We start from the raw sequence: 25561 nt of genomic DNA on the forward strand, positions 1-25561 counted from the left end.
CAATCCCGTACTGGGCTATGAACGCGTCGCTACGAAGCGAGGTGCCACCGAGACGGTCGGCGGCACCCTCGGTTCATCCAGCGGCAGTTGCACGCTTTTTATCGATCACGTGATCCAGGTTCGCCAGATCAAACCGCCCGTCCTTGTACCCAGGGCCGCCTTTGTCATCAACGCCAACATCCGTATCTTCCAGAAGCTGTTTGCGCTTGAGAAGTTCTGCCGCCGCCTGGCGCGCTTCCGGACTGTAGGTTTTATCCGAAGGCAACAACCCTGCTGCTTGTTTCAACTCCTTGAAGTTGACATAGTCATCACCATCACCGTACTCGACAAAGTTCGCTTTAATTGTTTTAAGCAGCTCTTCATCACTCATGCCTTTAAATCTATTGGAGGTATTACCGAGGTCGTCCCGGGTAAAACTCCCATCCAGCGTGCCTGTTTTACCTTCATCAAGTTCCTTGAACAAGCTCCCCCGCGCCAGCAGTTCCTTGGCAATATTTATCTCATCCTGAGTGGCAGGTGTACCGTCCAGACGGTAACCCGAGGCCACTGCATTCAGCGACCTGTCGGTTATGGCGCCCGGGGTATTCGGGTCTTCCAGGGAACTGAAATGGGAGAGTACCTGATTGGAAAAGTCTTCCTTGCTGAGGTGGGTATAGGACTTACTCTCGGCATCAGGCATGCGCAAGACCTGGCCCCCACCGTAGTAGGGTTGCTGCGCGGCGAAGTTTGAATTGTCATACCCCGGCGATTGCCCGAAGTGCGGCTGGGGAAACTGCTGGTTGACCCTTTGCTGCTGCATGGCGCCGTTATAAGGCCCCGAGCGCGGCGACTGCTTGAAGGGTGCCTCCTGCGCTTCATAATGGTCAACGACGGCGGATACGTCCCCATGGCTGATAACGCCATCCTCCTGGCCGCCGTGGTTGATTGCGTCAAGCAGGTGTTCCATTTTCGGATTGTTGAGAATCGAGCGGGCCAACAGGGTCATCTGATCATGATAGGGGTTTCCCGTCGGCGGACGACCGGCAGCGTGCTGAAGCGAATCACGCGACACAAAAGCCGTTCCCGGGGTTCTGAAGTAATCAAAATTACTTGAAAAGTCTCGCGCGATTCTAGAGCACTGAGCGCCCTCATAACGGCTATAACCATGACCTCTTCCAGCGCCATTAGTGACTGGATTAAAGCCAGTGCCGGCAACTGGCTGACAGTGGGGTTGTTGACGACAATACAGTTCCATAGCTACACCTCAGTGTCATGGGGGTCGATAAATGCCAATCCAATAAAACTGCTTGCTGGATCAACGCCCCTCTCTGTGGTGACTGATAATAAGCCGGTTCCAAAAAACCAAGTAGATGTACAACTAAGCGCGGGAAAACTACTTGGACAACTCTGCATGCGCCCCGAGCAGCAATACGATAAAACCTGCCATGGCTGTAGGAGAGCGCCTGGAATAAACCTGTATTCTCGGAGCCTTTGCCGCCCTGCTCACACCGACAAGTACCGACTGATCGTCGCCTCATCCACCCGATCCCGGGTCTCTTCAATCACGAACCGCCCCTTCTCGATCACCAGGAAGCGGTCGGCGATCTCCAAGGTAAACGACAACACCTGCTCCGACACCACAATGGTCAGATCCCGCAGGTTGCGAATCTCCTTCAACGTGCGCGCGATGTCCTTGATGATCGACGGCTGAATACCCTCTGTCGGCTCATCCAGCAGCAGCACCTTGGGGTTGGTTGCCAACGCCCGGGCAATCGCCAGTTGCTGTTGCTGGCCGCCGGACAGGTTGCCGCCCTTGCGCGATTGCATGTCGTAGAGCACCGGGAACAGTGCATACAAATCCTCCGGCACTTTCCCCCGCGCGGACGCCGACAGGCCGGTCTGGATATTTTCCAGCACGCTCATGCTCGGGAAAATCATGCGGCCCTGGGGCACATAGGCAATCCCGCGCGCTACCCGTTCATGGGTTTCCAGCGCCGACACATCCTGCCCGTCAACGCTGACCTGGCCCTTCCACTGCGGCAGGATGCCCATCAGGCTCTTGAACAAGGTGGTCTTGCCCATGCCATTGCGGCCCATCACCGCGACAATCTCGCGCTTGGCCACGCTCAGGTCCAGGTCGTGGAGGATCTGGCTCTGCCCGTAGCCGCAGGACAACTGGTCGATCTTGAACATGCGCGGTTCCTCAGTGGCCCAAATACACTTCGATGACTTTCGGATTGCTTTGCACCGACTCCATGCTGCCCTCGGCCAGCACCTTGCCTTGGTGCAGCACCGTGACTTTGTGGGCGATGCTTTTGACAAATTCCATGTCGTGCTCGATCACCAGCACCGAACGGCCCCGGCTGATGCGGTTGAGCAGCTCGGCGGTTTGCGCGCGCTCGTTGACGCTCATACCGGCCACCGGTTCGTCGAGCATCAGCAGCTCGGGGTCTTGCATCAGCAGCATGCCGATCTCAAGCCACTGCTTTTGCCCATGGGACAGCAGGTCGGCCTGTTGCTGCAGCAAATCACCAAGGAAGATCTCCCGCGCCACCTCTTCCACCCGTGCAATCACCTGGGGGTTACGCTTGAAAAACAGCGCCCCCCACACCTTGCGACCTGCCGGGTAAGACATCTCCAGGTTCTCGAACACTGTGAGGTTTTCGTAGATGGACGGGTTCTGGAACTTGCGTCCCACCCCTGCGCGCACGATGTTGTACTCGCGCATCTTGGTCAGTTCCTGGCCGTCGAACTGGATACTGCCGCTGGTGGCGCGGGTCTTGCCGCAGATCAGGTCGAGCACCGTGGTCTTGCCGGCGCCGTTGGGGCCGATCACCACGCGCACTTCGTTGCGGTCGATATACAGGTTGAGGTTGTCGACGGCTTTGAAGCCGTCGAACGAGACAGTGAGGCCTTCGATGGCCAGCACCGGTTTATTCATTTCAAAGCCGACGGCGGTCATGGCTGGGTCTCCAGGATCTTGGTGTTGGCCTTGGCTTTAACCGGGGTGTTCGCCACAGGTGTGCGCCGCAGCAGTTTCGCCAACGCCTGGCGCCCATGACTGTCCCACAAGCCGGCCAAACCGTTGGGGAAGTACATGACCACGGCGATAAACAGCCCGCCCATCAGGTAAAGCCACAGTTCGGGGAAGGATTCGGAAAAGTAGGTCTTGCCGTAGTTCACCAGCAGCGCGCCATACACCGCGCCGAGCAACGACATGCGCCCGCCCACCGCCGCAAAAATAACCATCTCGATCGACGGCACAATGCCCACGAACGACGGCGACATAAAGCCCACCTGCAAGGCGAACATCGCCCCGCCAATCGCCGAAAACGCGGCGGCCACGCAGAACACGAAGATCTTGAAGCTGGCCACGTCATACCCGGAAAAGCGCACGCGTTCTTCCTTGTCGCGCATGGCCATCAACAGCCGACCGAGCTTGGACGCGAGGATGAAACGGCCGATAAAGATGCAGCCGAACAACAAGCCGGCGTTGATGAAGTACAACATCATCTTCGCGCTGTCGGTACGCAGGTCCCAGCCGAGCAGCGTCTTGAGGTCGGTGACGCCATTGACGCCACCCGTCAGGCCTTGCTGGCCGACGATCAGCACCGTGAGGATCAGCGCAATCGCCTGGGTGACGATGGAAAAATACACATCGCCTACGCGCCGCTTGAACAGCGCCATGCCGATGACAAACGCCAGCAGCACCGGCACGGCGATCACCGCCGCCAGGGTAAAGCTGAAACTGTGGAACGGCTGCCACAGCCAGGGCAACTCAGTGATCTGGTTCCAGTCCATGAAGTCAGGGATGCCCGGTGTGGATTGGATCCTGGTGCTCTGCGGGTCCGATGCCTCAAGCTTGAGAAACATCGCCATGCAGTAGCCGCCAACCCCAAAAAATACGCCCTGCCCCAAACTGAGGATGCCGCCATACCCCCAGCACAGCACCAGGCCCACGGCGACAAACGCGTAGGTCAGGTACTTGCCGACCATATTCAGGCGAAAAGCGTCCAGGGTCAGGGGGAATATCACCAGGATCAGCAGCGCCAACAGCACGAGGCCGATCATGTTTTGCTGGCCGCCCAGCAGCTTGTCTAAAGCCTTCATCTGCTCGCCTCTACTTGCGCACTTTGATGGAGAACAGCCCTTGCGGGCGCAGCATCAGGATCAGAATCACCGAGGACAACGTAAGTACCTTGGCCATCGAACCACTGAGGAAAAACTCCGACAGCGATTGGGTCTGCGCGATCACGAACGCCGAGGCAATGGTGCCAAACAGACTTTGCGCACCACCGAACACCACCACCAGGAAGGTGTCGACAATGTATTGCGAACCTACCGTGGGTCCCGTGGAGCCGATGGTGGTGAACGCCGCACCCGCCACGCCCGCCACGCCGCAGCCGAGGGCAAAGGTCATGCGGTCGACCTTGCGCGTATTGATGCCCACCGCGCGGCTCATCAGGCGGTTCTGTACGGTAGCGCGCACTTGCAAGCCCCAGCGCGAGCGGTACAGCATCAGGAAGATCACAGCGGTCAGCAGCAGGGTCAGGGCCATCATGAACAGGCCGTTGCGCGGGATTTCGATGGCGTCGGTGAAGTTGACCGAGCCCATCAGCCAGGTCGGCGGTTCGGCGCTGACTTCGCGGGCACCGAATACCGAGCGGAAGGTTTGCTGCATCATCAGCGACAAGCCCCACGTGGCGAGCAAGGTGTCCAGCGGGCGCTTGTACAAACGACTGATCATCGCCCACTCCACCAGCCAGCCAACGGCACCGGCCACCAGGAATGACAGGGCGATGGCGAAGAAGAAGTAATAAGGTTGGAAGCTCGGCGCAAAGTGCGCGGTAAGGCTGGAACATACGTAGGTGGTGTAGGCGCCGATGGTCAGGAACTCACCGTGGGCCATATTGATCACGCCCATCTGGCCGAAGATGATCGCCAGCCCCAAGGCCATCAGCAACAGCACGCAGAATACGGACAAGCCGTTGAACCCCTGCATCGCCGCGATGGCTCCAAATTCCGATAGCCATTCCATGATGATGGTCTCCTACAAAGAGATAAAATGCAGTCTGCTTTGGCTTTGCTGTATGCGGGAGGGGGCTTGCCCTCCCACATGTGGATCTGGGTCCGCCTGTTACTTATTGGTAGCCTTTGGGGAACGGGTTCGGCTCGATCAGATCCGACTCGTAGATCACCTTGAACTGGCCGTTGGGCAGTACTTCACCGATGCGCGACTTGCTCCACAGATGGTGGTTCTCGTGGATTTTCACGTAGCCTTCCGGCGCGGTTTTCAGCTCGATGCCTGGAGACGCGGCGACGACTTTATCCACGTCGAAACTGCCGGCCTTCTCCACCGCCGCTTTCCACAACCATGGCCCGAGGTAGGCCGCCTGGGTCACATCGCCGATCACCGCATCCTTGCCGTACTTGGCCTTGAACGCATCGACGAAGGCTTTGTTGTTGGGGTTGTCCAGGCTCTGGAAGTACTTCATCGAGGCGTAGAAACCGGCCATGTTTTCGCCGCCGATGCCGAGCAGTTCGTCTTCGGTCACCGAGAGCGTCAACAGCGTCTGCTTGGACGCATTCACACCTGCTGCATTGAGCTGCTTATAGAACGCCACGTTGGAGCCGCCGACCACTGCGGCGAACACCACGTCCGGCTTCTTCAGCTTGACCTTGTTGATCAGCGACCCGAACTGAGTGTTGCCCAGCGGGTAGTAGTCTTCGCCCACCACGGTGCCGTGCAGCACGTTTTCAATGTGCTTGCGCGCGATCTTCATCGACGTGCGCGGCCAGATGTAGTCGGAGCCGACCAGATAGAAGGTCTTGGCGCCTTTGGTCTTGGCGATCCAATCGAGGCTGGCGAGGATCTGCTGGGTCGCTTCCTGCCCTGTGTAGATGACGTTTTTCGACTGTTCCAGGCCTTCGTAGAAGGTTGGGTAGTAGAGCAGGCCATTTTCTTTCTCGAAAATCGGCAGTACGGCTTTGCGCGAGGCCGAGGTCCAGCAGCCGAACACGGCGGCGACTTTGTCGTTGACCAGCAGCTTCTTGGCTTTTTCGGCGAAGGTCGGCCAGTCGGAGGCGCCGTCTTCCTGGATCACCTTGATCTGCCGTCCCAGAATCCCGCCCGAGGCATTGATCTGCTCGATGGCCAGGCGCTCGGCCTGGATCGAGCCGGTCTCGGAGATCGCCATGGTGCCGGTGGCCGAGTGCAACTGGCCGACGGTGACTTCGGTGGGGGTCACAGCCAGGCCTTCGTTATCGGCCAGCACGCCCTGACTGAACAAAGCGGCCGCCAGTAATGACAGGGCCAACAGCGGTTTGGAGCGAATCAATCGTGATGCCATGGGGCGACTCCTCTGCAATGAGGAGGTCAGCATGGCGGCAGCCGGCCAGCGCGGGTATACGCAGCCTGACGTAACGGCATACGTCATTTGACGTATGCCGTTGCGCACTGTTTCAAGGCAGGTTGTGGCGAGCGACTTCACATGTGGGTCCTCAGCGTCTGCTGAGGCATAGAACTTGCTCAGTAATCACGCCAACTTCCCGGAGCCTACCCACCGTGCAATCCCCTCCCGGCACCCAGCGCATCGTCAAGATCCGCCGCGACTACAACACCTGGGTCGCCGACGAGACGATGGAAGACTACGCCCTGCGCTACACCCCCAAGTCCTTTCGCAAATGGTCGGAGTGGCGTATCGCGAACACCGCCTTGGGCGCGGTGTCGTTCCTGGCGCTGGAAGCCATCGGTGGCGTACTGGCCTTGAGTTACGGCTTCACCAACACCTTCTGGGCGATTCTGACCATCAGCCTGGTGATCTTCCTCACCGGCCTGCCCATCAGTTATTACGCCGCGCGCTACGGCGTGGACATGGACCTGCTCACCCGTGGCGCCGGCTTCGGCTATATCGGTTCCACCATCACCTCGCTGATCTACGCCAGCTTCACCTTCCTGTTTTTCGCCCTGGAAGCGGCGATCATGGCCTTGGCACTGGAGCTGTATTTCCATATCCCGCTGGGCATCGCCTATGTGATCTGCTCACTGCTGGTGATCCCGCTGGTGGCGTACGGTGTGACCCTGATCAGCCGCTTGCAACTGTGGACGCAACCCATCTGGCTGCTGTTGCTGGTGTTGCCCTACGGCTTTGTGGGGTGGAAAAACCCCGACGCCTTCAGCGACTGGACCAGCTTCGTCGGGCGCACTGGCGATGGTGGCGGCTTTAACCTGTTGGCGTTCAGCGCCGCCTGTACCGTGGCCCTGTCACTGGTCACGCAGATCGGCGAGCAAGTCGATTACCTGCGCTTCCTGCCGGAAAAAACCGCCGCCAACCGCACACGCTGGTGGGCCGCCCTGCTCTGTGCCGGCCCCGGCTGGATCATCCCCGGTGCGTTGAAAATGTTTGCCGGCGCGTTCCTCGCGTTTCTGGCCCTGCAACACGAAATCCCCATGGAGCGCGCCGCCGAGCCGACCCAGATGTACCTCGTCGCATTCCGCTACGTGTTCAGCTCACCGGAATGGGCACTCGGCGCCATGGTGCTGTTTGTGTTCATCTCGCAGATGAAGATCAACCTGACCAACGCCTACGCCGGTTCCCTGGCCTGGTCGAACTTCTTCGCCCGCGTGACCCACAGCCATCCCGGGCGCGTGGTATGGCTGGTGTTCAACGTGGCGATCGCGCTGATGCTGATGGAGCTGGGCGTATTCGATGTGATCGACCAGGTGCTGGGGCTGTACGCGAATATCGCGATTGCCTGGATCGGCACGCTGGTGGCCGACCTGGTGATCAACAAGCCCCTGGGGTTGTCGCCCAGGCATATAGAGTTCAAGCGCGCACACCTTTACGATATCAACCCGGTGGGGGTCGGCTCGATGCTGATTGCCTCATTGCTGTCGATCCTCGCCCACTTCGGCCTGTTCGGCGCCCTTGCCCAGGCCGCGCCGCCCTTCGTTGCGCTGGGCACGGCACTGATCATGGCGCCGCTGTTGGCGTGGCTGACCCAGGGCAAGTACTACATTGCGCGCACCAGCGAAGTGCACTTGATTCATCCGGTGGCGCCCGCGACCCACGCGGTCTGCGGGCTGTGCAGCAACCCGTTCGAGACCGCCGACATGGCGTTCTGCCCAGCCTACAGCACGCCGATCTGTTCGTTGTGTTGCTCGCTGGATGCGCGCTGCGGCGACCGTTGCAAACCCCACGGGCTACTGGTCAGCCAGTTCGAAGGCGTGTTGCGCTGGTTGCTGCCCAACACCTTGATGCCGCGCTTGCACACGCGCCTGGCGCATTACCTGGGTTTATTGCTCGCACTGGTGCTGATGCTTGCGGGGGCATTGGCGTTGATCTATGTCCAGGCTGCCCAAGGCTTGCCCCATTCGGAAACCCTCTACCAGGCGTTCTTCAAGGCCTTTCTCACCCTCTCGGTATTGGCCGCCGTGCTCGCGTGGTGGGTGGTTCTGACCCGCGAAAGCCGGCGCGTCGCCCAGGAAGAGTCCGACCGCCAGACCCTGCTGCTGATGCAGGAAATCGATGCCCACAGCCTCACCGACCAAGCCCTGCAACAGGCCAAGGAAGCCTCCGAAGCCGCCAACGCCGCCAAGAGCCGCTATGTCACCGGGTTGTCCCATGAACTGCGCACGCCGCTCAACAGCATTCTCGGCTTCACCCAGATTCTGCAGCGCGACAGCGCCATGCCCGAGCAGCATCAGGACGCACTGGCGACCATACTGCGCAGTGGCTCGCACCTGCTGTCGCTGATCGACGGCCTGCTCGACGTGGCCAAGATCGAGGCCGGCAAGCTGCGCCTGGAACTCACCGAAATCCCCTTTCCCGAGCTGATCCATGACCTGGAGCAAATGTTCACGCCCCAGGCCCGTGACAAGGGCCTGCGCTTTCGCCTGGACTGCGTGGGCAAGATCCCGGCAGTGGTGCGCGGCGATGAAAAACGCGTGCGCCAGATCCTGATCAACCTGCTCGGCAATGCGGTGAATTTCACCGACAGCGGCGAGGTGTGCCTGCGGGTCAGTTATCGGCGCGAGACCGCCAATTTTGAAATCATCGACACCGGTATCGGCATCGATCCGGGACAGTTGGAGCGGATTTTCCAGCCATTCGAACGTGGTGACCTGATGCGCCAGGACAAGGGCGTGGGCCTGGGCCTGACCATCACGCGCATGCTCACCTCGTTGATGGGTGGCGAGTTGCGTGTGACCAGTGAGCTGGACAAGGGCACGTGCTTCCAGGTGCGTTTGTTCCTGTCCCAAGTACGCGCGCCGCAAGCCGTGGTGCATGTGGAGCACGACATCATCGGTTATCACGGAGTACGCCGACGCATCCTGGTGGTGGATGACCATGTGGACCATCGCAAAGTGCTCAGCGGCATGCTGACGCCGCTGGGGTTTGAAGTGATCCAGGCCAGCAATGGCCAGGATGCGATCCGCCAGGTGGCGTTGCTGGCGCCGGACCTGATCCTGATGGACCTGTCGATGCCGACCCTGGATGGCTGGGAAACCAGCCGCCTGATCCGCCGCAATGCGCTGTCGAACGCGCCGATCATCGTGATCTCCGCCAACGCCTTTACCGACGACCGCGAACGCTGCATCGCCGCCGCCTGCAACGACTACCTGGCCAAGCCGGTGCGCACCCCGGAACTGCTCGGGCGCCTGCAACAGCATCTGGATCTGCACTGGCTGCGGCGCACCAGAAGCTTGACACCGCCGACGCGACCCAGTGTGCTGCCCAGCCCTGACGACCTTGCCGCACTTACCGAACTCAGCGCCATCGGCTATGTGCGCGGCCTGCACGAAAAGCTCGACACGATCCTTGAACAGCGCCCCGATACCAAACCCTTTATTACCAAGGTTCGCGGGCTGCTCAAGGGTTTCCGCCTGGATGAACTCAACCGAACCCTCAAGGAGGCCGAAGATGAATGCACTCACCCGCAGCACTGAACCCGGCGTGGTGCTGATCGTCGACGATACGCCCGACAACCTGGCGATGCTCTCCGACGCTCTCGACGACGCCGGCTACATGGTGCTGGTGGCCCTCGACGGCCTGAGCGCCCTGAACCGCGTGCAACGCCGGCGTCCGGACCTGATCCTGCTGGACGCGATGATGCCCGGCCTGGACGGTTTCGAGACCTGCCGCCGGCTCAAGGCCCAACCGGCCAGCGCGGATATCCCGGTGGTGTTCATGACCGGGCTGACCGACAGCAAACACGTGGTGCGCGGTTTTGAGGTGGGCGGCAGTGATTACGTGACCAAGCCGATCCAGACCGACGAAGTCTTGGCGCGGGTGGCGGCGCATTTGCGCACGTCACGGATTTTGTTGTCGGCGCGAAAGGCGCAGCAGTCGAACGTGTTGACACTGGAAGACGAGCCGGCGCAAAAACTGCTATCGGCCAGGTTTCAACTGACCGAGCGCGAGGTGGAGGTGCTGCGCTGGGTGGCGTGCGGGAAAACCAATCGGGATATTGGCGATATTCTGGGGTTGAGTCCGCGCACGGTGAACAAACACCTGGAGCATGTGTACGTGAAGTTGGGTGTGGAGACTCGGACAGCGGCCACATCAGTGGCCCTGGCAGCGATCTGAATGTGTGTGAGGCCCCAGGCGATCACTGATGGTCGCTACGCTCAACGCTGCCACCGCATGCCCATCGCGATTGAGGATCGGCACCGCCAAGCCCGCCATGCCTTCCAGCACCCACGCTGTACCTGGGCATGAACGGCGGCACCATGGTTTCCTGATGTTCAACCGCCTGCAGGGCGGCGACGAAACCAACGTGGAGCCCGGCTTCAAGGCCTGGCCAAAAACCGTCGGCCCCAACGTGCTGGAATACATCGCCAGCTCGGCGAAGATCTGCGAGCCGGTGCAAGCCGACGAAACCGCACTCTTGCCCCTCACCCCGACCCAGGTCGCTACCCAGAAACTGCTCGGCGTGCCGATGGAATATGCGCGGCCCAAGGAAGGCGCGGTGGAGTCGGTCGATTGAGCGGTAAAGCCTTATAACCGCCCGCGCCTAGCGCCGGAATCGTTGGCGCTGGGTACGGATTATTCTGCCGACGCGCTGGCGTTTTTCGCGCAGTTTTACCCACTCATTTCGTGCTTCGCGGTGGAGTTTGCTGTTGAGCAGTAGTAGGGCAAGCAATGGAAACAGAATGCCTGACACATAGAAAACCTTATGAGGACGATAGGCGATGGTTGGTAGAACACCAACCAAGCACAAGAACATCAAGATAACTGGGCCCCATATCCATCCTGGATAGCCACGGACAACCATGAAGTTGCAGTGGGCAATAAGAAAAGACGCACCGAGTACCGAAAAATAGGAATACCTGAGGTTCTCACCGGCGGGTAGCACTTCAAAGTAACTGCCAATCATCATCGGAACACCGATGGCGATCGTAAAACCTTGAGCAAAAAGTGCCCCCATAGAAACAGGAAAATAGCGTTTCAAATAACGCAGAAGTTCCTTATAAGTCATTAGAAATATCATTCTTCAAACGCCTCATATAACCCCACGGCAATCGTTCGAAAATTGCCATTTACAATGCTACCTCCCACGGTCATTGAAGCGCCTACGACATCCTTGATCTGAGTAACCGTGGCATGACGAAGCTTCGCAGGGGTCAGTCGCTTGGGTAAATCACCTGCCAGCTGTTTCAACTTGATCATTTTCGAAGTCAACAGCGGATGTTGAATACTCAACAACTCCTTCGTCAATTTTGCTCTTTCCTGTCGAGTAAGCCCCTTGAGTACTGGGTACCAACCTTTGCCGGTGGTTGCCTTCGTCAAACTGACTAGCTTTACAGTCGTTAGGAAGGAGGTGCCGGCACCCACAAGCGCAACAGCGTCCAGAGCAGCGGCTGCATGTTGATACCAAGGATCACTGTCCAGCGATTGATTTTTCGAGGGATCGGTCAATTCGTTGTACACACGATACCCGCCAACAATGCATTGAGCGAAACTGGCCGTAGCAGACGTATAGCCAACAACTGCAACCACTGAGCTGATACCGCCAGTAAATGGGATTGCAGCGGTACCACTGACTGCCACAAGCCAACCTAAAATCGCACTGCCGCATGCGAGCCCCATCCCGAGCGCCTCAAACACGAGTTGCGATTCCACCGGCTCATGCTCCAAGCGCCGCACAAAATCCAACCGCGCCATCGACCTCGGCATCTCCCGCAAGATCACGCGCTTGGGCAACACGCTGCAAATCGGCTGAAACTCACGCAGCGTCAACGGCCACAACTGGGCGTCAAGGTAAACCACCCCTGCCCCGGCAATCTCCGGATCAGCGTCGATCACAGCAAACAGTCGACGCAGATCAATGCTGCTTTCTACCCGCTCACGGGTGGCGAGGTGGGCCTTGGGGAAACCGTCCTTCAATACGTTGGTAGCCATTCCTTTACTCCTGAATTCACAAGAGCGCAGAGCGTAAAGAATCAATATTTGCCAGGAATGTAGGAAGGTTTCCTTTTTCAAGACAGGCACTTCCCGATGTGGCCTCAGCGTCTTGTAGTCAATCCTGGGAATAGGAAAAGTACGCCCCGCGCCACCACAGGCGAACGATCAGACAAGGAGCGAACATGGCAACCGATATGTTTTTGAAGATTGGAGACATCAAGGGGGAGTCCAGGGACCAGGCGCATCGTGATGAAATCGATATCACCCGTTGGGGTTGGAGCTTGTCTCAATCCGGCTCGATGCACAGCGGTACGGGCGGCGGCGCGTGCAAGGTCAATATGGCGAATATCGCGATTGAGAAGACACTGGATAAATCCACGCCAAACCTGATGATGGCCTGCGCAACCGGCACGCATTACCCCGAAGCACGCATTGTGGTGCGCAAGGCTGGAGGCGACAGCAGCGTGGAGTATCTGGTGATCACGTTGAAGGAAGTCATGGTTGCCACTTACGACACGCGGGCAGCGGCAACCAATGACGTACTCACGGAAGAAATCAGTCTTAACTTCGCCAAGGTTGAAGTCAGTTACCAGCCGCAAAAAGCCGATGGCGGCAAGGATGGCGGGCCCATCCGGTTCGGCTGGAACATTCGCGAAAATATCAAGGTGTAGGCACGACAGGCAGCGCCCGCTTGTGCGCTGTCTTGCTGTACGCCCCCTCGACAATCGCCCGCACCCGCTCACTCACCGGCTCGCCCATCAGGTACGCATCGATCTCTTCGTACGTGCAGCCATAGGCCTGTTCATCCAGCTTGCCCGGCGCCAGTTCCTCGAGGTCGGCCGTGGGTTGCTTGTGCACCAGGTTCGCCGGCGCGCCAAGGGCACTGGCCAACAGGCGCACCTGGGTCTTGGTCAGGCCCGACAGCGGTGCCAGGTCACACGCGCCGTCGCCGAATTTGGTGAAAAAACCCATCAGTGCTTCGGCGCCATGGTCGGTGCCGACCACCAGGCCGTTGTGCAGGTTGGCCACGGCGTACTGGGCGATCATGCGGGTGCGGGCCTTGACGTTGCCTTTGATGAAGTCGACCTGGGCGGCGCTGGCGTCGGTGGCGGTCAGGCTGGCCATCAGGCCGTCGACGCTGGCGGCGATGTTCAGGGTGTCGATGTGGTCCGGGGTGATGAAATCCAGCGAGGCCTGGGCGTCGCTCTCATCGGCCTGGGTCTTGTAGGGCAGGCGCATGGCGATAAAGCGCGCGACGTAGTCCTCGGTACGCAATTGCTCCACCGCCAGCTGGCACAGGCGGCCGGCGGTGAGGGAATCGACGCCGCCGCTGATCCCCAGTACCAGGGCCTTGCAGCCTGAATGGCGCAAGGTGGTCTTGATGAAGTCAATGCGCCGTTGGATTTCCCGGGTCTCACCGCCCTTGACCAATGTGCGATCGATATTGAGTTCCTGCGCGATACGTTCCTGCATGTCACACCTCCACGTTGCCAACATTGAATACCTTCGCTGCGTACTGCAAAAACGAGGGGTCTTCGCAGACATTCTTCACCGGGTCATCGGAGAACTTCACCACCGGTTCGCCGTGCACCCGCACCAGCTTCATGACGATGCTCAGCGGCTCCACGCCCTCCACATCACAGGCCAGGCTGGTGCCCATGCCGAAACCGAACTTGGCCTTGCCACGGATGTGCCGCAGGATCGGCAGGCATTTTTCGAAGTTCAGGCCGTCGGAGAACATCAGGTCCTTGGTCATCGGGTCGATGCCCAGCTGTTTGTAGCGGGCCAGCACCTTGTCGGCCCAGGCGATGGGGTCCCCGGAGTCCTGGCGCAGGCCGTCGTAGAGCTTGGCGAAGTACAGGTCGAAATCCTTGAGGAAAAAATCGGTGCTGATGGTGTCGGTCAAGGCAATGCCCAGGCGGCCGCGGTATTCACGCACCCAGTTTTCCAGGCCGGCGTTCTGGCTTTCTCGCAACCGCCCCAGTTGCTGGTGCACCATCATCCACTGGTGCGCCATGGTGCCGATCAGCGGCAGGTCGAATTCGTAAGCCAGGTGCGCATTGCTGGTACCGACGAACTGGCCGGGGAAGTCGCGGCGCATGATGTCCACCACTTCGCGCTGGGCCTTGAACGACAGGCGCCGGCGCGTGGAGAAGTCGGAGACGCGCAGGTCGGCCAACTCGTCGCGGCTGAGGTTTTTCTCCAGCCAGTCGAACTTCTGGTAGAGCTTGCGGGTGACGTCTTCCAGGGTCACGTCGGGGTATTTGGCGCGGTTGCGCAGTTCGCTGACCAGTGCCAGTACCGGTTGCTCGAACATGATGCAGTGCAGCATCGGCCCGACCACGCGGATGTTCAGTTGGCCGTCGACTTCGCTGACGTGGATATAGCGCAGGTTGAAGCGGAACAGGCCGAGGAAGCGTTCGTAGTCGGGGGTCAGGTATTCGCGAAAGCGTGGGTTGAACAGAAAGCGCAACTCGCCCTCACGCATCTGCAGGCCAGCCATGTTCTCAAGCTCGACGCGCAGTTCGGGGATCAGGTGGCCAAGTTTTTCCTTGGAGCGCACGATGAAGTTGTATTCCACATCGACATTCGGGTGCTGGTGCAACACCGCCTGCATCATGGTGAAGGTGTAGTAGTCGGTGTCGAGCAAGCCCTGGATCACCGGGGCTTCGTAGTCGTAGGCACTTTCCATGGTGTATCTCCTTAACGCGTGGCCATCGCGGCCAGTTCTTCGCGGGTGCTGCTGATGACAGCACCGGCCTTGAGCAACTCATTGACGGCCTGTACGCCGCCCTCCTCGCTGATACCCCGGCACCCCGGCAGGTGCAGGACCACCTCCAGGCCGGCCTTGAGCAGTTGCAAGGCGGTGGTCTTGACGCAGTAGTCCAGGGCCAGGCCGCCGACGATCACGCGGCTGACGCCCTGGGCCTTGAGGTACTCGATCACGCCGGTGGAGAGTTTGTCGTGCAGGTCGTGGTAGCAGGCGCCATAGGGGTGCAGGTCGGGTTCGACGCCCTTCCAGATGAAGTAGTCGTAGTCATAGGGCGTGGGCAACTCGTCGAGCAAGGTAAAGCCTTCGGTGCCCGGTACGCAGTGGCTGACCCAGGTTACATCGGCATGGGCCAGGCCGGTGGGCTGGAGCATCTCGCTGTGCTGCGTGACCACCCAGGGTGCGTGCGGGGTGTGGGCGTCCTTGCTGCCGACGCGATGGCCGGCGAGGCTGGCCATGTAGTTGAGTTCGGCACCGATCTGGTCACCGCCGACCACCGGCAACTCGTTGGGGCACAGCGGCGTGAAGCTCTTCTGGGCATCGACGTCGAATGAAGCAATGGCAGTTTTCGCAAGGGTCATGGCGGTTCTCCTGTGGCCTGGAAACAAAAGTACACGTCATGTACTTTCATTGCAAGAAACATTTGGTTATCTACCCTGGAGCCAGTACATGACATATCTGTCCGATCCGTTAGACTGTGCCCCACCGCTGTTCAGAAGGACGTCACATGCCCCTTAGCCCCTACCTCCATACCGTCGACCTGTGCGTGCTGTGCTACTGCCGCGCCGCCGGGGAACTCAAGTTGTTGCTGAACAAGCGCGAAGCCGAGCCCTTCGCCGGGCATTGGGCGCTGCCGGGCGTGGTGGTGAATGGCGGCGTGCAAGATCTGAGCCTCCAGGATGCGGTGGAACGCTTGCGCGCCAGCAGCAAGGTCGGCCTGGAGCTGGCCTGGAGCGAGCAAGTGGGCACGGTGGGCGATGCGTTTCGCGATCCGCGTTGCTGGTCGTCGTCAACGTACTACCTGGCGATCATCGCGGATGAGGTGGCGCCGAGTGAGCATCAAGGCTGGTTCCCGTTGAAGGCGGTGGCCGATGGCAGTATCAAGTTGCCGTTCGACCACAACAGCATCGTCGCGGCGGTGCAGGACCGGCTGTTTTCCAAGTCGCTGTACAGCAGCTTGCCGCTGATGTTCCTGGGCAATGAGTTCAGCGCGCCGGAGGCGACCACGATCTTTTCCCTGGTGCTGGAACGACCGGTGCTCAAGACCAGTATTCGCCAGCGCTTGTTGAAGCTGACGGAGGCGGGATATTTACGCGAGACGGGGCGCAAGAAGCATGGCGAGGGCGGCAGGCCCCAGGCGACGGTGGAGAACCTGAAGCCTGGGGCGGTTTACTTCTTTGATCGCAGTTTTGCCGACTAAGCACCCTTTTCAAGGGCGATGACGTTCAAATGTGGGAGGGGGCTGGACTAGCATGTGTTGACGCTTTCTGCGTTTGCAGGCGCTCAGACTTGATCTGACAGTTACCTGATCTACGGTGCTGCCCCATCGTCCATTGATCGCATCCAGAAAGTTCGGGCATCCATTCAGCCGAGCTTTTGCTACTCACAGAGCTCATTCCACGTAACGGAGCCACAAATGCGTCCGACCGGAGATCGCCTGTGCGACTGCAGAAACGCGTGTCTGTAGGTCTTCATCGCTAGTGTTGTAGAGCGCACAGAAGTCTTTGGCTACGACGTTAGCAAGGGATGTATCAGGCGTTTCAGCACGAATGAAGCCGATGTAAGAAGCCCCTACGCCCATCAACTCATAGCCATGTGCTTCTGAAAAGTGACGCGCAACCGCGAAGTTTTTCGCAGGATCCAGGTCGGACGTGAAATAGCCATTCGGAAAAGCCGCGAGTGCCTGGCAAGACTGCTCAACGGGCACCAGGAGCGCTGAAAGAGGCTGCTCTAGAAGAGAGACAGGGTCATTCTGGTAATCGATCCACTCTTGCAGGGCCTGCTCATCGAGTGTCAAACCATGAGCGCAAGCATCTTCAAAAGACGTTGCTGAAACCAGGTTTTTGAAATTGCGAAGGCAGATTGCGAACTCCGCTTTCGTAGTCGGATAGCCTATGTATTCACCATTCTCGAAGCACTCTGGAGGTAAGCCGGCTATGTCCTGCTCCGATGCATCGTCCATCCCTAAATTGTTGCGCGCATGCCCCGAGGTGTAGCGGGCTTGGTGCAGATCATCGAGCGAAAACAGAGGTTTAAAGCCTGGATGCGCCACAGCAATCTTACGACGAGCGTCGGCCAGATCGTCAAAGCTGGTAATTCCGCTCACGCCGTACTCATCGCATGTACCTACAGACGGGTTATCACGCATGCCATTACCGCGAAATTCGATATCCATAAACCCTGATCTACTCCGTGGTGTTACTGAATTAAGTGAGTAATCCTAAGCGCTCCAAGACCATCATATGAAGATCTGCCTCCAAGCGACAACAGGACTGGGTCTGACTCCCCTGCCATCACATAGCAGCACGCTACGCTAACGTTGACGTTCGTACTCCGAGGTAATGTTGATGTCCAAAACTGGCTTACCATGCAATGTCTAATCGACTCAGGGAAGCAACCGATGACTACAGATCCGCTATGTCTAGTCTTTGTGCCGGCTCTAATGGCAGTGCTGCAAGCCGCCGAGGATAAAAAAGGCGAGCCGCTTACCGAGGTTGAGGTATGTGAGATCCGAGACACATCCACCTGCATCGCTTTACCTTTCAGCACAGCGTTGGCAATGGAAGAAGATCGTGGTTATCCAGACCTCATCGCTGAGGACTGCTGGAATGAATGGCAACGTCTACGCTCCCTGTGATTTGAGCCTGTACCGATGCTCGGTAGGTGACCTTCAAGCCAGTGTAGAAAAAGCACTGGTTTGCAATGCAGATCCACCCAATAAATTGTGGAGGTAACAGGATGGAGAGAAAGCACACTGCAGAGGTCAATCAGGACATTGAAGCGTCAATTTGGCGAACTGCTGATTGGCTGAATAAACCGAGCCTTTGCCAAGTTTTTACTGACGGCACCTTGGAAGTGGTTACCGACGCCCAAACCGACTTCTGGCGTGAAACGCACTACGGATTCATACGCGACAGCGGACATTTCTTAGGGTTTTCAACCTCAGGAAGCTTTACTGCTCAGGTCAGAGTTAACGCCGACTTTCGCGAGCTCTATGATCAAGCGGGAGTTATGGTCAGGCTCAATGAGGAGACTTGGCTCAAGGCGGGGATAGAATATAACGATGGAATGCCAATGATCAGCAGCGTGCTGACCCAAGGCCAGTCGGATTGGGCGCCTAGCTGCTTCACCGGTAACCCAAATGATTTCTGGCTTCGCTTAACCATTTCCGATGGAACGCTACGCTTGCAGTATTCAACGGATGGCGTGACTTGGCCATTGCTCAGGCTTGCACCCTTTCCAGAGGCGGAAAGCTACACGGTTGGCCCTATGTGCTGCACACCGGAACGGCAAGGGTTGAGGGTAAAGTTTTCTGAATGGTCTTTGAGTCAGCCTCTCGGGCGAGACCTGCATGATTTGAGCTAGCCAGTATGTCGAGCAGGTAAGTCAAGCAGATGGATTATTGATCCATCGGGGACTCTCGATTCCATGGCATGGCCAGTTACCTCCTGGCCATGCTTAATACATGTAAACGATGTCTCCGGTTTCAAACGTAAAGGATGTCTCCGGTCTGTACCGGGGCAAGCCCCCTCCCACAGTTTTGAATGGGGGATCGCTTTAGCTCATCCAGTTGCCGCCGTCGACGTTGTAGGTCTGGGCCACCACATAATCCGCCTCCTTCGACGCCAGGAAGATCGCCATTCCGGTGAGGTCTTCAGCCGTACCCATCCGCCCGAACGGCACCTCTGCCCCCACCCGCCGCTTCTTCTCGCCAGGCGCCAGGCCTTCATGCCTGGCAAACAACGCATCTACCCCATCCCAATGCTCACCATCGACAACGCCGGGGGCGATGGCGTTGACGTTGATCCCTTGCTTGATCAGGTTCAGCCCCGCCGATTGCGTGAGGCTGATCACCGCCGCCTTGGTCGCGCAATACACCGCCACCAACGCCTCACCGCGCCGCCCGGCCTGGCTGGCCATGTTGATGATCTTGCCGCCGTGCCCCTGGCTGATCATCTGCCGGGCAGCGGCTTGCAGGGTGAACAGCGTGCCGGCGACGTTGATCGAGAACAGCCGATCAAAGCTGTCGCGGCTGATGTCGACGATGGGGGCCAGGTCGAACAGCGCCGCGTTGTTGACCAGGATGTCGAGCTTGCCGGCCTGGGCGACCACGGCGGCAATTGCGCTGTCGATGGAAGCCTGGTCGGTGACGTCCATCGCTACCGCGTACGCCTGTGGACCAAGCTCGGCGGCGGTTTCCCGGGCCCGTTGCAGGTTGATGTCGGCGATGGCGACGGTCGCGCCTTCCTGGATATAGGCCTGGGCAAACGCGCGGCCAATCCCGCGTGCCGATCCGGTGATCAGCGCGCTCTTACCTTCGAGTCGTTTCATAAGGCATGTGTCCTTTGAACATTATTTGGGATAGCCGGCGCGTTTCATTTCGCGCTCGGTGGTGGACTGCGCCTGGAGTAACGCCTGCTCAACCGACATGCCGCCCGTCAGCGCCGCCGAAAACAGCTTGCCGACGGATGTGCCGATGGCCTGGAACTCCGGGATGGTCACGTACTGGATGCCCACGTACGGCACGGGTTTGGCCGACGGGTGCGCGGGGTCGGCGTGCTGCATCATCTCCAGGGTCACCTGGGCAAACGGTGCGGCCTTGAGGTACGCCGCGTTGTAGGTGGACTGGCGGGTACCGGGCGGTACGTTGGTGATGCCTTCTTTATCGGCGACCAACTGGATGTAGTCCTTGGACGTGGCCCAGGCGATGAAGGCCTTGGCGGCGTCCTTGTGCTGGGAAGTGGCCGGGATCGCCAGCGACCAGGCGTACAGCCAGGAGGAGCCTTGGTCGGTGACTTCGGTGGGGGCCGCGGCGAAGCCTACGCTGTCGGCGACTTTGCTTTGACTCATGTCGGTGGTGAAGGAGCCGGCGACGCTGGCATCGACCCAGATCGCGCACTTGCCGCTGTTGAACAGCGCCAGGGTTTCGTTGAAACCGTTGCTGGACACGCCGGGCGGCCCATATTGCTTGAGGGTGTTGACGTAGAAGTTGGCGGCGGCGGTCCACTCGGGGCTGGTCAACTCAGGCTTCCACTGCTCATCGAACCAGCGCGCACCAAAAGCGTTGGCCATGGTGCTCAGCAGCGCGATGTTCTCGCCCCAACCGGCCTTGCCGCGCAGGCACATGCCGTACTGGCCTTTGTCCTTGGCGGTGAGCTGGGCGGCGAATTCACCGAGCTGCGTCCAGGTCGGGTGCGCCGGCATGCTCAGGCCGGCTTGCCTGAACAGGTCGGTGCGGTAGTAGGTGACGGTGCTTTCCCCGTAGAACGGCAAGGCATACAAGGTGCCGTTGACCGACAGGCCCTGGCGCACCGAGGGGAAGATATCGTCGGCGTCGTAATCGGCCGGCAGTTGGGTCAGCGGTTCCAGCCAGTGCTTGGCGCCCCACAGCGGGGTTTCGTAGGTGCCGATGGTGAGCACATCGAACTGGCCGCCCTGGGTGGCGATATCGGTGGTGAGGCGCTGGCGCAGCACGTTTTCTTCCAGCACCACCCACTTGAGCTGGATGTCCGGGTGCTGCTGCTCGAACACCTTGGACAGACGCTGCATGCGGATCATGTCGCTGTTATTGACGGTAGCGATGGTCACAGTGTCGGCAGCCTGGCTGGGCATGGCCAAGGCCAGGCCGGAAAGCAGGAACAACGCTTGCGGAATCTTGGACATAGCGGTTTCCACCTGTTGTTTTTGTTGTTGAGGGCCGATTACAGCAGCTTGGGCCAGGCCCTCACAAACGCCTGACGCATGCCTGCCTGATACTTTTTTAACCGCCGCATCAGGAGCAAAAAAGTATCAGTGCCGTGCGAAACCGGGAGTAGCGCAGCTGTAGCCAACCCGCGTATTTTGAGGCGACTGCACCCATAGAAGAGGCATCACCATGCCCGTCAGTCGCGCCACGCTGTTCGAACACCGCCCCGCCGAGCTTGAGGTGATCCTGCCCGAGCCGCAGCACTGCTTTCGCTGGTTCGAACACGACTACCCTTACGATCTGGCGCGCTGGAACCACCATCCTGAATTCGAAATCCACTTGATTCGCCAGGGCAGCGGCAAGTTGGTGGCGGGCGACTATATCGGTGCGTTCGGTGCCGGGCATGTGGCGCTGATCGGCCCCTACCTGCCCCATGACTGGATCGGCGAACTGGCCCCCGGCGAACATTTGAGCGGTCGCGACGTGGTGCTGCAATTCGACGGCGCCGCCCTGCTTGCCCTGCGCCAGACCCTGCCGGAACTCGGCGACTTGCAGCCGTTGTTCGAACAGGCCCGGCGCGGCCTGGAATTCAGTGGCGACACCGCCGTGCAGGCCGCACGGTTGATGGAAGCCATCGGCAGCGCCCACGGCCTGCAACGGCTGACCCTGTTCCTGCAACTGCTCGATTGCCTGAAAAACGCCCCGGCGCAGCACATAAAGGCCCTGGCCAGCCCCTGTTACGCTCCGACCCTGGACGCCCGCAGCGCCGAGCGCATCAACAAGGCCTTCGACTACCTGATGCGCGAACTCACCGGCGACGTGCGCCTGTCAGTGATCGCCCAACAGTTGGACATGAGCGAACCGGGCTTCTCACGCTTCTTCAAGCGCAACACGGGCCATGGATTTATCGACCTGATGCGCAAATTCCGCGTGCAACGCGCCTGCCGGTTGTTGCTGCAAAGCGAGATGTCGGTGGCGGATATCTGTTTTGAAGTGGGCTACGCCAACCTGTCCAACTTCAACCGGCACTTTCGAATCGAGATGCACCAGACGCCCAGTGAATATCGCCGTGAAACGGCGATGCACCTGTTCAACCCCATCGAGAAAATGACACCCAGTCATTTCTGATCAAAAGGTCGAGTAATTCTGCTTTTTTCCATGACATTCAAGCCATTAAGAAAAGTTGGTACAGCCTGTGCAACCGTTTGCGGTACGAACTTGACCGCCAAGTTCCCCATGACCCGAAGAATCGGGTTCAAACCGCGTACGAATAGGGACTTTCAATGCACCCAACCTCAAGGCCCCGTGCCTGCTTTGGTGTTTCCTTGCTACTGGCCGCCGTAACGGGAGTACTCAGCGCGCCCATTTTGGCGCAGGAAAAACCCGTCGATGACTCAGCACAGGGCGAAACCCTGAGCCCTGAGGCCAGCCCGGCGAAAAAAGGCGTCTATCTGTCGGAATGGTTCAACCAGGACCTGACACTGATCGGCAGCAAAGACATCAGCTTCGGCCCCAAGCCCCAGGATGATGTCTACCTGGAATACGAGTACTTCGGCCGCAAGGGGCCCTTCGAGTTGTACGGCTACATCGACGTGCCGAAGATCCTCGGCATCGGCAACAGTAACGACAAAGGCGCGTGGGACCATGGCTCGCCGGTCTTCATGGAGCACGAGCCGCGTATCTCCATCGACTACCTGGCCGGACGCAGCCTGGCCATCGGCCCGTTCAAGGAATGGTATGTGGCGTTCGACTGGATCTACGACCACGGCAGCAATAAGGCCAACCGAGCCAACACCCTGTACAGCGGCCTCGGCACCGACATCGACACCCACTCGCGGGTCAACCTGTCGGCAAATTTCTACGGGCGTTACCAGTGGGAAAACTACGGCGCCAGCAATGAGTATTCCTGGGACGGCTACCGCGCGCAGATGAAATACATCGTGCCCATCGGCAAGTTCGACAACGGCGCCTCGCTGACCTATATCGGTTTCACCAACTACGATTTCGGCTCGGACCTGCAAAAGGACAACCCGGCGCGCACCGCCAACGCCCTGGTGGCGACCAACGTGCTGCTGTATTCGTTCACCCACCTGCGCTTTACCCTGGTCGGTCGTTATTTTCATAACGGCGGCAACTGGGAAGATGGCAGTGAGTTGAACTTCGGCGAGGGTAACTTTCGCGCCCGCTCCGACGGCTGGGGTTATTACGCCGGCGTGGGCTACCAATTCTGATCAAGGAGTATTAGATGAATACGTTTACCCGTCTCTCCATGGCCGTCGGCCTGGCGCTGCTGCCCCATGTAGTGCTGGCTGCTTCTGCTGCCCCCATCAAGCCCAAGGTGATGCTGATCACCATGTTCGCCCCCGAGGCGCAAACCTGGATCGACCGCCTGGAACTCAAGCAGGAAGTGCGCGTGCCGGGCCTGTCCGCCGAATACCCGGTGATCCGCTGCAACACCCGGGACGTGTGCCTGCTGGTGACCGGCATGGGCCAGACCAACGCTGCCGCGTCCACCCTGGCCCTGGCCTTGTCGCCCAAGTTCGACCTGCGCCAGAGCTATTTCCTGATCGCCGGGATTGCCGGGATCAGCCCGAAACACGGCACTATCGGCACCGCCGCCTGGGCCCACTACCTGGTGGAATTCGGCACCCAGTGGGAACTGGATTCGCGGGATGCACCCAAGGATTGGCCGACCGGCTACCTTGGCATCAACACCAAGGGCCCCAACGAAAAGCCGCCACTGGACTACAAGACTGAAGTGTTTGAGCTGAACCCCAAGTTGCAGGCCAAGGCGTTCGCCCTGTCGCACACAGTCGAACTTACGGAAAGCAAAGAGTCCGCCGCCTGGCGCAAACACTACCCCGCCGCACCCGCCAACCAACCGCCGCAAGTCACCCGCTGCGACACCCTGGCGGGCAATACCTGGTTCTCCGGCACGCGCCTGAGCGAACGCGCCGAGGTGTGGACCAAGTTGCTCACGGATAACAAAGGCGAGTACTGCACCACCCAACAGGAGGACAACTCCACGTACGAGGCCTTGCTGCGCGCCAGCCGTGAGGGGTTGGTGGACATCCAGCGCCTGGCCGTCGTACGTGCCGGATCGGACTTCGACCGCCCGTACCCTGGCTACAGCGAAGTGGACAACCTGCTCAAATACGCCGACCAGGGTGGGTTCGTACCGGCGTTGGAAAACCTGTACCGCACGGGTAACCCGCTGGTACAGGCGATCCTCAAGAACTGGTCGGCATGGGAAAAAGGCGTCCCAGAAGCCTAGTGCACATCAGAATGTGTCAAGGCAGCAAAATGATCTTGTCCGCACTGCCTTGATTCACGTCCTCATAGCACTGCACGCCATCGGCCAGCGCCACTTCGCGCAGGCCGGTCGGCAGCGGCAGCAGGCCCTCATCGAAGAAACGCCCGAACTGCTCCAGCATCACCGCGCACTGTTCACAGTTGTAGAGCAATGAATTGATCCCCACCACCGAGCCGCCCTTGCGATACAGGGCCAGGGCCGGCAGTTGCACGTGGCCGTCCACCGGCGCGGCAATGATCGCGATGCGACCGAACGGCGCCAGGCCCGCCACGGCCGCCGGCAGCCAGAAACCGGTGGTGTCGAAGATCACATCGGCGCCACCCTTGAATACCGCATTGACCTGCGCGCCCAGCGCTTCGGGCTTGCCCAACGCAATCGCGTCGACCCCTTGCGCCTGCAACACCTCGACCTGGTCAGCCTTGCGCACCGCCGCCAACACCTGCGCACCAAGAACCCTCCCCAAGGCCAATGCCGCACTGCCCACCGCGCCATTGGCGCCGATCACCAGCAATCGCGTGCCTTTGCCCACGCCACTGCGCGCCAGCGCATCCCAGGCGGTGGTGTACGGCACACCCAGGCTGGCGGCCTGGGCAAAACTCAGGTGGGCGGGTTTATGCGCCACGCCTTTGGCCGAGACGGTGAGGTACTGGGCGTGGGAACCGTCGGCGAAAAAGCCCAGGTCGCGACCGGTGCCCCAGACCTCCTGCCCCACCAGCGCCTGCGGACCTTGCACAACCACGCCGGCAAAGTCGCGGCCCGGTATGCGCGGCACGCTGGTGTAGGGGAAACGCCCGAGTACGTTCTTCACATCGCTGGGATTGAGGCCCGCAGCCTTGATCTGTACCAGCACTTCATCGGCGGCCGGCACCGGCTTGGCGACGTCGACGAAGCTCAGGGCGGTGAGGTCGCCAGTGGCGGAAAATTGCAGTGCTTTCATTGCCAGTATCCATCGAAGGGAGAAAAGGAATCAGGACAACCAACCGCTGACCAACTGCCGGCCCATGGGCCAGAGTTTTTCGCCGAGCAGCATGCCCATCAGGCCCACCAGCGCAATGGCGGGTGGTGCGGGCGAGCGGAAGTCCAGTGCGCCGTAGATCACGCCGACAGAGAGGCCAATGACAAGGGAGATCAGGTAACTCATGGGGGCAGCGCCTGGTGATTTGATGGGCTTAGTGTAGGAAGCCCAT

Annotated in this window: 25 protein-coding genes and 2 pseudogenes; 10 read left to right on the forward strand and 17 right to left on the reverse strand. The window is 59.6% G+C overall.

What is annotated here, in order from left to right; translation table 11 throughout:
- Nucleotides 1–73 precede the first annotated feature (73 nt).
- The 6 genes from ACHPFG_RS18245 to urtA all read right to left on the reverse strand — a co-directional run bounded on the left by ACHPFG_RS18245 (nt 74) and on the right by urtA (nt 6329).
- The gene (locus ACHPFG_RS18245) at nt 74–1051 is read right to left on the reverse strand and encodes a hypothetical protein (protein WP_431700058.1); all 978 of its coding nucleotides are present in this window, start codon (nt 1049–1051) and stop codon (nt 74–76) included.
- Between the two features lie 431 nt (nt 1052–1482).
- A complete protein-coding gene (urtE, locus tag ACHPFG_RS18250) occupies nt 1483–2172 on the reverse strand; it encodes an urea ABC transporter ATP-binding subunit UrtE (protein ID WP_145337231.1) in 690 nt (229 codons plus the stop codon).
- A gap of 10 nt (nt 2173–2182) precedes the next feature.
- On the reverse strand, nt 2183–2941 hold the full coding sequence (urtD, locus tag ACHPFG_RS18255) for an urea ABC transporter ATP-binding protein UrtD (protein WP_431700059.1): 759 nt from the start codon (nt 2939–2941) through the stop codon (nt 2183–2185).
- On the reverse strand, nt 2938–4089 hold the full coding sequence (gene urtC / locus ACHPFG_RS18260) for an urea ABC transporter permease subunit UrtC (RefSeq protein WP_145337229.1): 1152 nt from the start codon (nt 4087–4089) through the stop codon (nt 2938–2940). The genes urtD and urtC overlap by 4 nt, the downstream gene beginning before the upstream one ends.
- Before the next feature lie 10 nt (nt 4090–4099).
- Nucleotides 4100–5017 carry an urea ABC transporter permease subunit UrtB gene (gene urtB / locus ACHPFG_RS18265; protein ID WP_431700060.1) on the reverse strand — a complete coding sequence of 306 codons (918 nt, stop codon included), beginning with the start codon at nt 5015–5017 and terminating at the stop codon, nt 4100–4102.
- A gap of 103 nt (nt 5018–5120) precedes the next feature.
- Nucleotides 5121–6329, reverse strand: coding sequence for an urea ABC transporter substrate-binding protein (gene urtA, locus ACHPFG_RS18270; RefSeq protein ID WP_431700061.1), 1209 nt, complete (start codon nt 6327–6329; stop codon nt 5121–5123).
- 215 nt (nt 6330–6544) lie between these two features.
- Between urtA and ACHPFG_RS18275 the strand changes: the two genes are divergently transcribed.
- Entirely contained in the window at nt 6545–9928 is a 3384-nt protein-coding gene (locus ACHPFG_RS18275; RefSeq protein ID WP_431700062.1) for an ATP-binding protein, read from the forward strand.
- Nucleotides 9903–10568, forward strand: coding sequence for a response regulator (locus tag ACHPFG_RS18280; RefSeq protein WP_131700164.1), 666 nt, complete (start codon nt 9903–9905; stop codon nt 10566–10568). Before ACHPFG_RS18275 ends, ACHPFG_RS18280 begins: the two co-directional genes overlap by 26 nt.
- A gap of 9 nt (nt 10569–10577) precedes the next feature.
- On the opposite strand, the pseudogene ACHPFG_RS18285 reads toward ACHPFG_RS18280, so the two are convergent.
- Nucleotides 10578–10679, reverse strand: a pseudogene (locus ACHPFG_RS18285) (IclR family transcriptional regulator); the annotation flags it as partial.
- A 31-nt stretch (nt 10680–10710) separates the two neighbouring features.
- On the opposite strand from ACHPFG_RS18285, the pseudogene ACHPFG_RS18290 reads away from it, so the two are divergent.
- Nucleotides 10711–10953: pseudogene (locus tag ACHPFG_RS18290) on the forward strand (ABC transporter substrate-binding protein); the annotation flags it as partial.
- Nucleotides 10954–10995: 42 nt separating this feature from the next.
- Here ACHPFG_RS18290 and ACHPFG_RS18295 read toward each other — a convergent pair.
- Together ACHPFG_RS18295 and ACHPFG_RS18300 are read right to left on the reverse strand one after the other, a co-directional pair.
- Nucleotides 10996–11460: a hypothetical protein gene (locus ACHPFG_RS18295; protein WP_431700063.1), complete on the reverse strand. Its 465-nt coding sequence runs from the start codon at nt 11458–11460 to the stop codon at nt 10996–10998.
- An 8-nt stretch (nt 11461–11468) separates the two neighbouring features.
- Nucleotides 11469–12383, reverse strand: a complete 915-nt coding sequence (locus tag ACHPFG_RS18300; RefSeq protein WP_431700064.1) for an NAD synthetase — start codon at nt 12381–12383, stop codon at nt 11469–11471.
- Between the two features lie 185 nt (nt 12384–12568).
- Between ACHPFG_RS18300 and ACHPFG_RS18305 the strand changes: the two genes are divergently transcribed.
- Nucleotides 12569–13057: an Hcp family type VI secretion system effector gene (locus tag ACHPFG_RS18305; RefSeq protein ID WP_431700065.1), complete on the forward strand. Its 489-nt coding sequence runs from the start codon at nt 12569–12571 to the stop codon at nt 13055–13057.
- On the opposite strand, the gene nadE is transcribed toward ACHPFG_RS18305, so the two are convergent.
- From nadE to ACHPFG_RS18320, 3 genes are read right to left on the reverse strand one after another with little or no spacing between them, the layout of a single operon-like run.
- Complete coding sequence (gene nadE / locus ACHPFG_RS18310) at nt 13047–13859, reverse strand: ammonia-dependent NAD(+) synthetase (protein WP_431700066.1); 813 nt, start codon at nt 13857–13859, stop codon at nt 13047–13049. The two genes, ACHPFG_RS18305 and nadE, sit on opposite strands and share 11 nt — an antisense overlap.
- Nucleotide 13860: 1 nt before the next feature.
- Nucleotides 13861–15078: a nicotinate phosphoribosyltransferase gene (gene pncB, locus ACHPFG_RS18315; protein WP_431700067.1), complete on the reverse strand. Its 1218-nt coding sequence runs from the start codon at nt 15076–15078 to the stop codon at nt 13861–13863.
- 11 nt (nt 15079–15089) lie between these two features.
- Complete coding sequence (locus ACHPFG_RS18320) at nt 15090–15737, reverse strand: nicotinamidase (protein WP_431700068.1); 648 nt, start codon at nt 15735–15737, stop codon at nt 15090–15092.
- Nucleotides 15738–15883: 146 nt separating this feature from the next.
- Here ACHPFG_RS18320 and ACHPFG_RS18325 point away from each other — a divergent pair, with 146 nt between their 5' ends.
- Nucleotides 15884–16576: an NUDIX hydrolase gene (locus ACHPFG_RS18325; RefSeq protein ID WP_431700069.1), complete on the forward strand. Its 693-nt coding sequence runs from the start codon at nt 15884–15886 to the stop codon at nt 16574–16576.
- Nucleotides 16577–16768: 192 nt separating this feature from the next.
- On the opposite strand, the gene ACHPFG_RS18330 is transcribed toward ACHPFG_RS18325, so the two are convergent.
- Nucleotides 16769–17551, reverse strand: coding sequence for a DUF4253 domain-containing protein (locus tag ACHPFG_RS18330; protein ID WP_431700070.1), 783 nt, complete (start codon nt 17549–17551; stop codon nt 16769–16771).
- A 225-nt stretch (nt 17552–17776) separates the two neighbouring features.
- Here ACHPFG_RS18330 and ACHPFG_RS18335 point away from each other — a divergent pair, with 225 nt between their 5' ends.
- Entirely contained in the window at nt 17777–18013 is a 237-nt protein-coding gene (locus ACHPFG_RS18335; protein ID WP_408013014.1) for a hypothetical protein, read from the forward strand.
- Between the two features lie 101 nt (nt 18014–18114).
- Nucleotides 18115–18741: a DUF1349 domain-containing protein gene (locus ACHPFG_RS18340; RefSeq protein WP_431700071.1), complete on the forward strand. Its 627-nt coding sequence runs from the start codon at nt 18115–18117 to the stop codon at nt 18739–18741.
- Nucleotides 18742–18933: 192 nt separating this feature from the next.
- Here ACHPFG_RS18340 and ACHPFG_RS18345 read toward each other — a convergent pair whose 3' ends face one another.
- Both ACHPFG_RS18345 and ACHPFG_RS18350 read right to left on the reverse strand, forming a co-directional pair.
- A complete protein-coding gene (locus ACHPFG_RS18345; protein ID WP_408013016.1) occupies nt 18934–19707 on the reverse strand; it encodes an L-iditol 2-dehydrogenase in 774 nt (257 codons plus the stop codon).
- A gap of 21 nt (nt 19708–19728) precedes the next feature.
- Complete coding sequence (locus ACHPFG_RS18350) at nt 19729–21039, reverse strand: ABC transporter substrate-binding protein (protein WP_431700072.1); 1311 nt, start codon at nt 21037–21039, stop codon at nt 19729–19731.
- Nucleotides 21040–21250: 211 nt separating this feature from the next.
- Between ACHPFG_RS18350 and ACHPFG_RS18355 the strand changes: the two genes are divergently transcribed.
- The 3 genes from ACHPFG_RS18355 to ACHPFG_RS18365 all read left to right on the forward strand — a co-directional run bounded on the left by ACHPFG_RS18355 (nt 21251) and on the right by ACHPFG_RS18365 (nt 24335).
- Nucleotides 21251–22189, forward strand: a complete 939-nt coding sequence (locus ACHPFG_RS18355; RefSeq protein WP_431700073.1) for a helix-turn-helix domain-containing protein — start codon at nt 21251–21253, stop codon at nt 22187–22189.
- A gap of 155 nt (nt 22190–22344) precedes the next feature.
- On the forward strand, nt 22345–23292 hold the full coding sequence (locus ACHPFG_RS18360) for a nucleoside-specific channel-forming protein Tsx (protein ID WP_431700074.1): 948 nt from the start codon (nt 22345–22347) through the stop codon (nt 23290–23292).
- A 14-nt stretch (nt 23293–23306) separates the two neighbouring features.
- Nucleotides 23307–24335: a purine-nucleoside phosphorylase gene (locus ACHPFG_RS18365; protein WP_431700075.1), complete on the forward strand. Its 1029-nt coding sequence runs from the start codon at nt 23307–23309 to the stop codon at nt 24333–24335.
- A 16-nt stretch (nt 24336–24351) separates the two neighbouring features.
- Here the strand turns inward: ACHPFG_RS18365 and ACHPFG_RS18370 are convergent, their stop codons facing one another.
- Together ACHPFG_RS18370 and ACHPFG_RS18375 are read right to left on the reverse strand one after the other, a co-directional pair.
- Entirely contained in the window at nt 24352–25311 is a 960-nt protein-coding gene (locus tag ACHPFG_RS18370) for a quinone oxidoreductase family protein (protein WP_431700076.1), read from the reverse strand.
- 30 nt (nt 25312–25341) lie between these two features.
- Nucleotides 25342–25515 carry a DUF1427 family protein gene (locus ACHPFG_RS18375; protein ID WP_431700077.1) on the reverse strand — a complete coding sequence of 58 codons (174 nt, stop codon included), beginning with the start codon at nt 25513–25515 and terminating at the stop codon, nt 25342–25344.
- Nucleotides 25516–25561 lie beyond the last annotated feature (46 nt).

Origin of the sequence: Pseudomonas sp. BR20, from assembly GCF_050780135.1 — a bacterium.
In the GTDB taxonomy this organism is placed as follows: domain Bacteria; phylum Pseudomonadota; class Gammaproteobacteria; order Pseudomonadales; family Pseudomonadaceae; genus Aquipseudomonas.

Excerpts from the sequence above, each read along its gene's own strand:
- ACHPFG_RS18340 (WP_431700071.1), top strand. The coding sequence starts at position 18,115 with ATGGAGAGAAAGCACACTGCAGAGGTCAATCAGGACATTGAAGCGTCA.
- ACHPFG_RS18360 (WP_431700074.1), top strand. The coding sequence starts at position 22,345 with ATGCACCCAACCTCAAGGCCCCGTGCCTGCTTTGGTGTTTCCTTGCTA.
- ACHPFG_RS18335 (WP_408013014.1), top strand. The coding sequence starts at position 17,777 with ATGACTACAGATCCGCTATGTCTAGTCTTTGTGCCGGCTCTAATGGCA.
- ACHPFG_RS18355 (WP_431700073.1), top strand. The coding sequence starts at position 21,251 with ATGCCCGTCAGTCGCGCCACGCTGTTCGAACACCGCCCCGCCGAGCTT.
- ACHPFG_RS18350 (WP_431700072.1), bottom strand. The coding sequence starts at position 21,039 with ATGTCCAAGATTCCGCAAGCGTTGTTCCTGCTTTCCGGCCTGGCCTTG.
- urtC (WP_145337229.1), bottom strand. The coding sequence starts at position 4,089 with ATGAAGGCTTTAGACAAGCTGCTGGGCGGCCAGCAAAACATGATCGGC.
- urtE (WP_145337231.1), bottom strand. The coding sequence starts at position 2,172 with ATGTTCAAGATCGACCAGTTGTCCTGCGGCTACGGGCAGAGCCAGATC.
- ACHPFG_RS18345 (WP_408013016.1), bottom strand. The coding sequence starts at position 19,707 with ATGAAACGACTCGAAGGTAAGAGCGCGCTGATCACCGGATCGGCACGC.
- nadE (WP_431700066.1), bottom strand. The coding sequence starts at position 13,859 with ATGCAGGAACGTATCGCGCAGGAACTCAATATCGATCGCACATTGGTC.
- ACHPFG_RS18300 (WP_431700064.1), bottom strand. The coding sequence starts at position 12,383 with ATGGCTACCAACGTATTGAAGGACGGTTTCCCCAAGGCCCACCTCGCC.
- ACHPFG_RS18320 (WP_431700068.1), bottom strand. The coding sequence starts at position 15,737 with ATGACCCTTGCGAAAACTGCCATTGCTTCATTCGACGTCGATGCCCAG.
- ACHPFG_RS18305 (WP_431700065.1), top strand. The coding sequence starts at position 12,569 with ATGGCAACCGATATGTTTTTGAAGATTGGAGACATCAAGGGGGAGTCC.
- ACHPFG_RS18365 (WP_431700075.1), top strand. The coding sequence starts at position 23,307 with ATGAATACGTTTACCCGTCTCTCCATGGCCGTCGGCCTGGCGCTGCTG.
- urtB (WP_431700060.1), bottom strand. The coding sequence starts at position 5,017 with ATGGAATGGCTATCGGAATTTGGAGCCATCGCGGCGATGCAGGGGTTC.
- urtD (WP_431700059.1), bottom strand. The coding sequence starts at position 2,941 with ATGACCGCCGTCGGCTTTGAAATGAATAAACCGGTGCTGGCCATCGAA.
- ACHPFG_RS18370 (WP_431700076.1), bottom strand. The coding sequence starts at position 25,311 with ATGAAAGCACTGCAATTTTCCGCCACTGGCGACCTCACCGCCCTGAGC.
- ACHPFG_RS18280 (WP_131700164.1), top strand. The coding sequence starts at position 9,903 with ATGAATGCACTCACCCGCAGCACTGAACCCGGCGTGGTGCTGATCGTC.
- ACHPFG_RS18325 (WP_431700069.1), top strand. The coding sequence starts at position 15,884 with ATGCCCCTTAGCCCCTACCTCCATACCGTCGACCTGTGCGTGCTGTGC.
- ACHPFG_RS18295 (WP_431700063.1), bottom strand. The coding sequence starts at position 11,460 with ATGACTTATAAGGAACTTCTGCGTTATTTGAAACGCTATTTTCCTGTT.
- ACHPFG_RS18330 (WP_431700070.1), bottom strand. The coding sequence starts at position 17,551 with ATGGATATCGAATTTCGCGGTAATGGCATGCGTGATAACCCGTCTGTA.
- pncB (WP_431700067.1), bottom strand. The coding sequence starts at position 15,078 with ATGGAAAGTGCCTACGACTACGAAGCCCCGGTGATCCAGGGCTTGCTC.
- ACHPFG_RS18375 (WP_431700077.1), bottom strand. The coding sequence starts at position 25,515 with ATGAGTTACCTGATCTCCCTTGTCATTGGCCTCTCTGTCGGCGTGATC.
- urtA (WP_431700061.1), bottom strand. The coding sequence starts at position 6,329 with ATGGCATCACGATTGATTCGCTCCAAACCGCTGTTGGCCCTGTCATTA.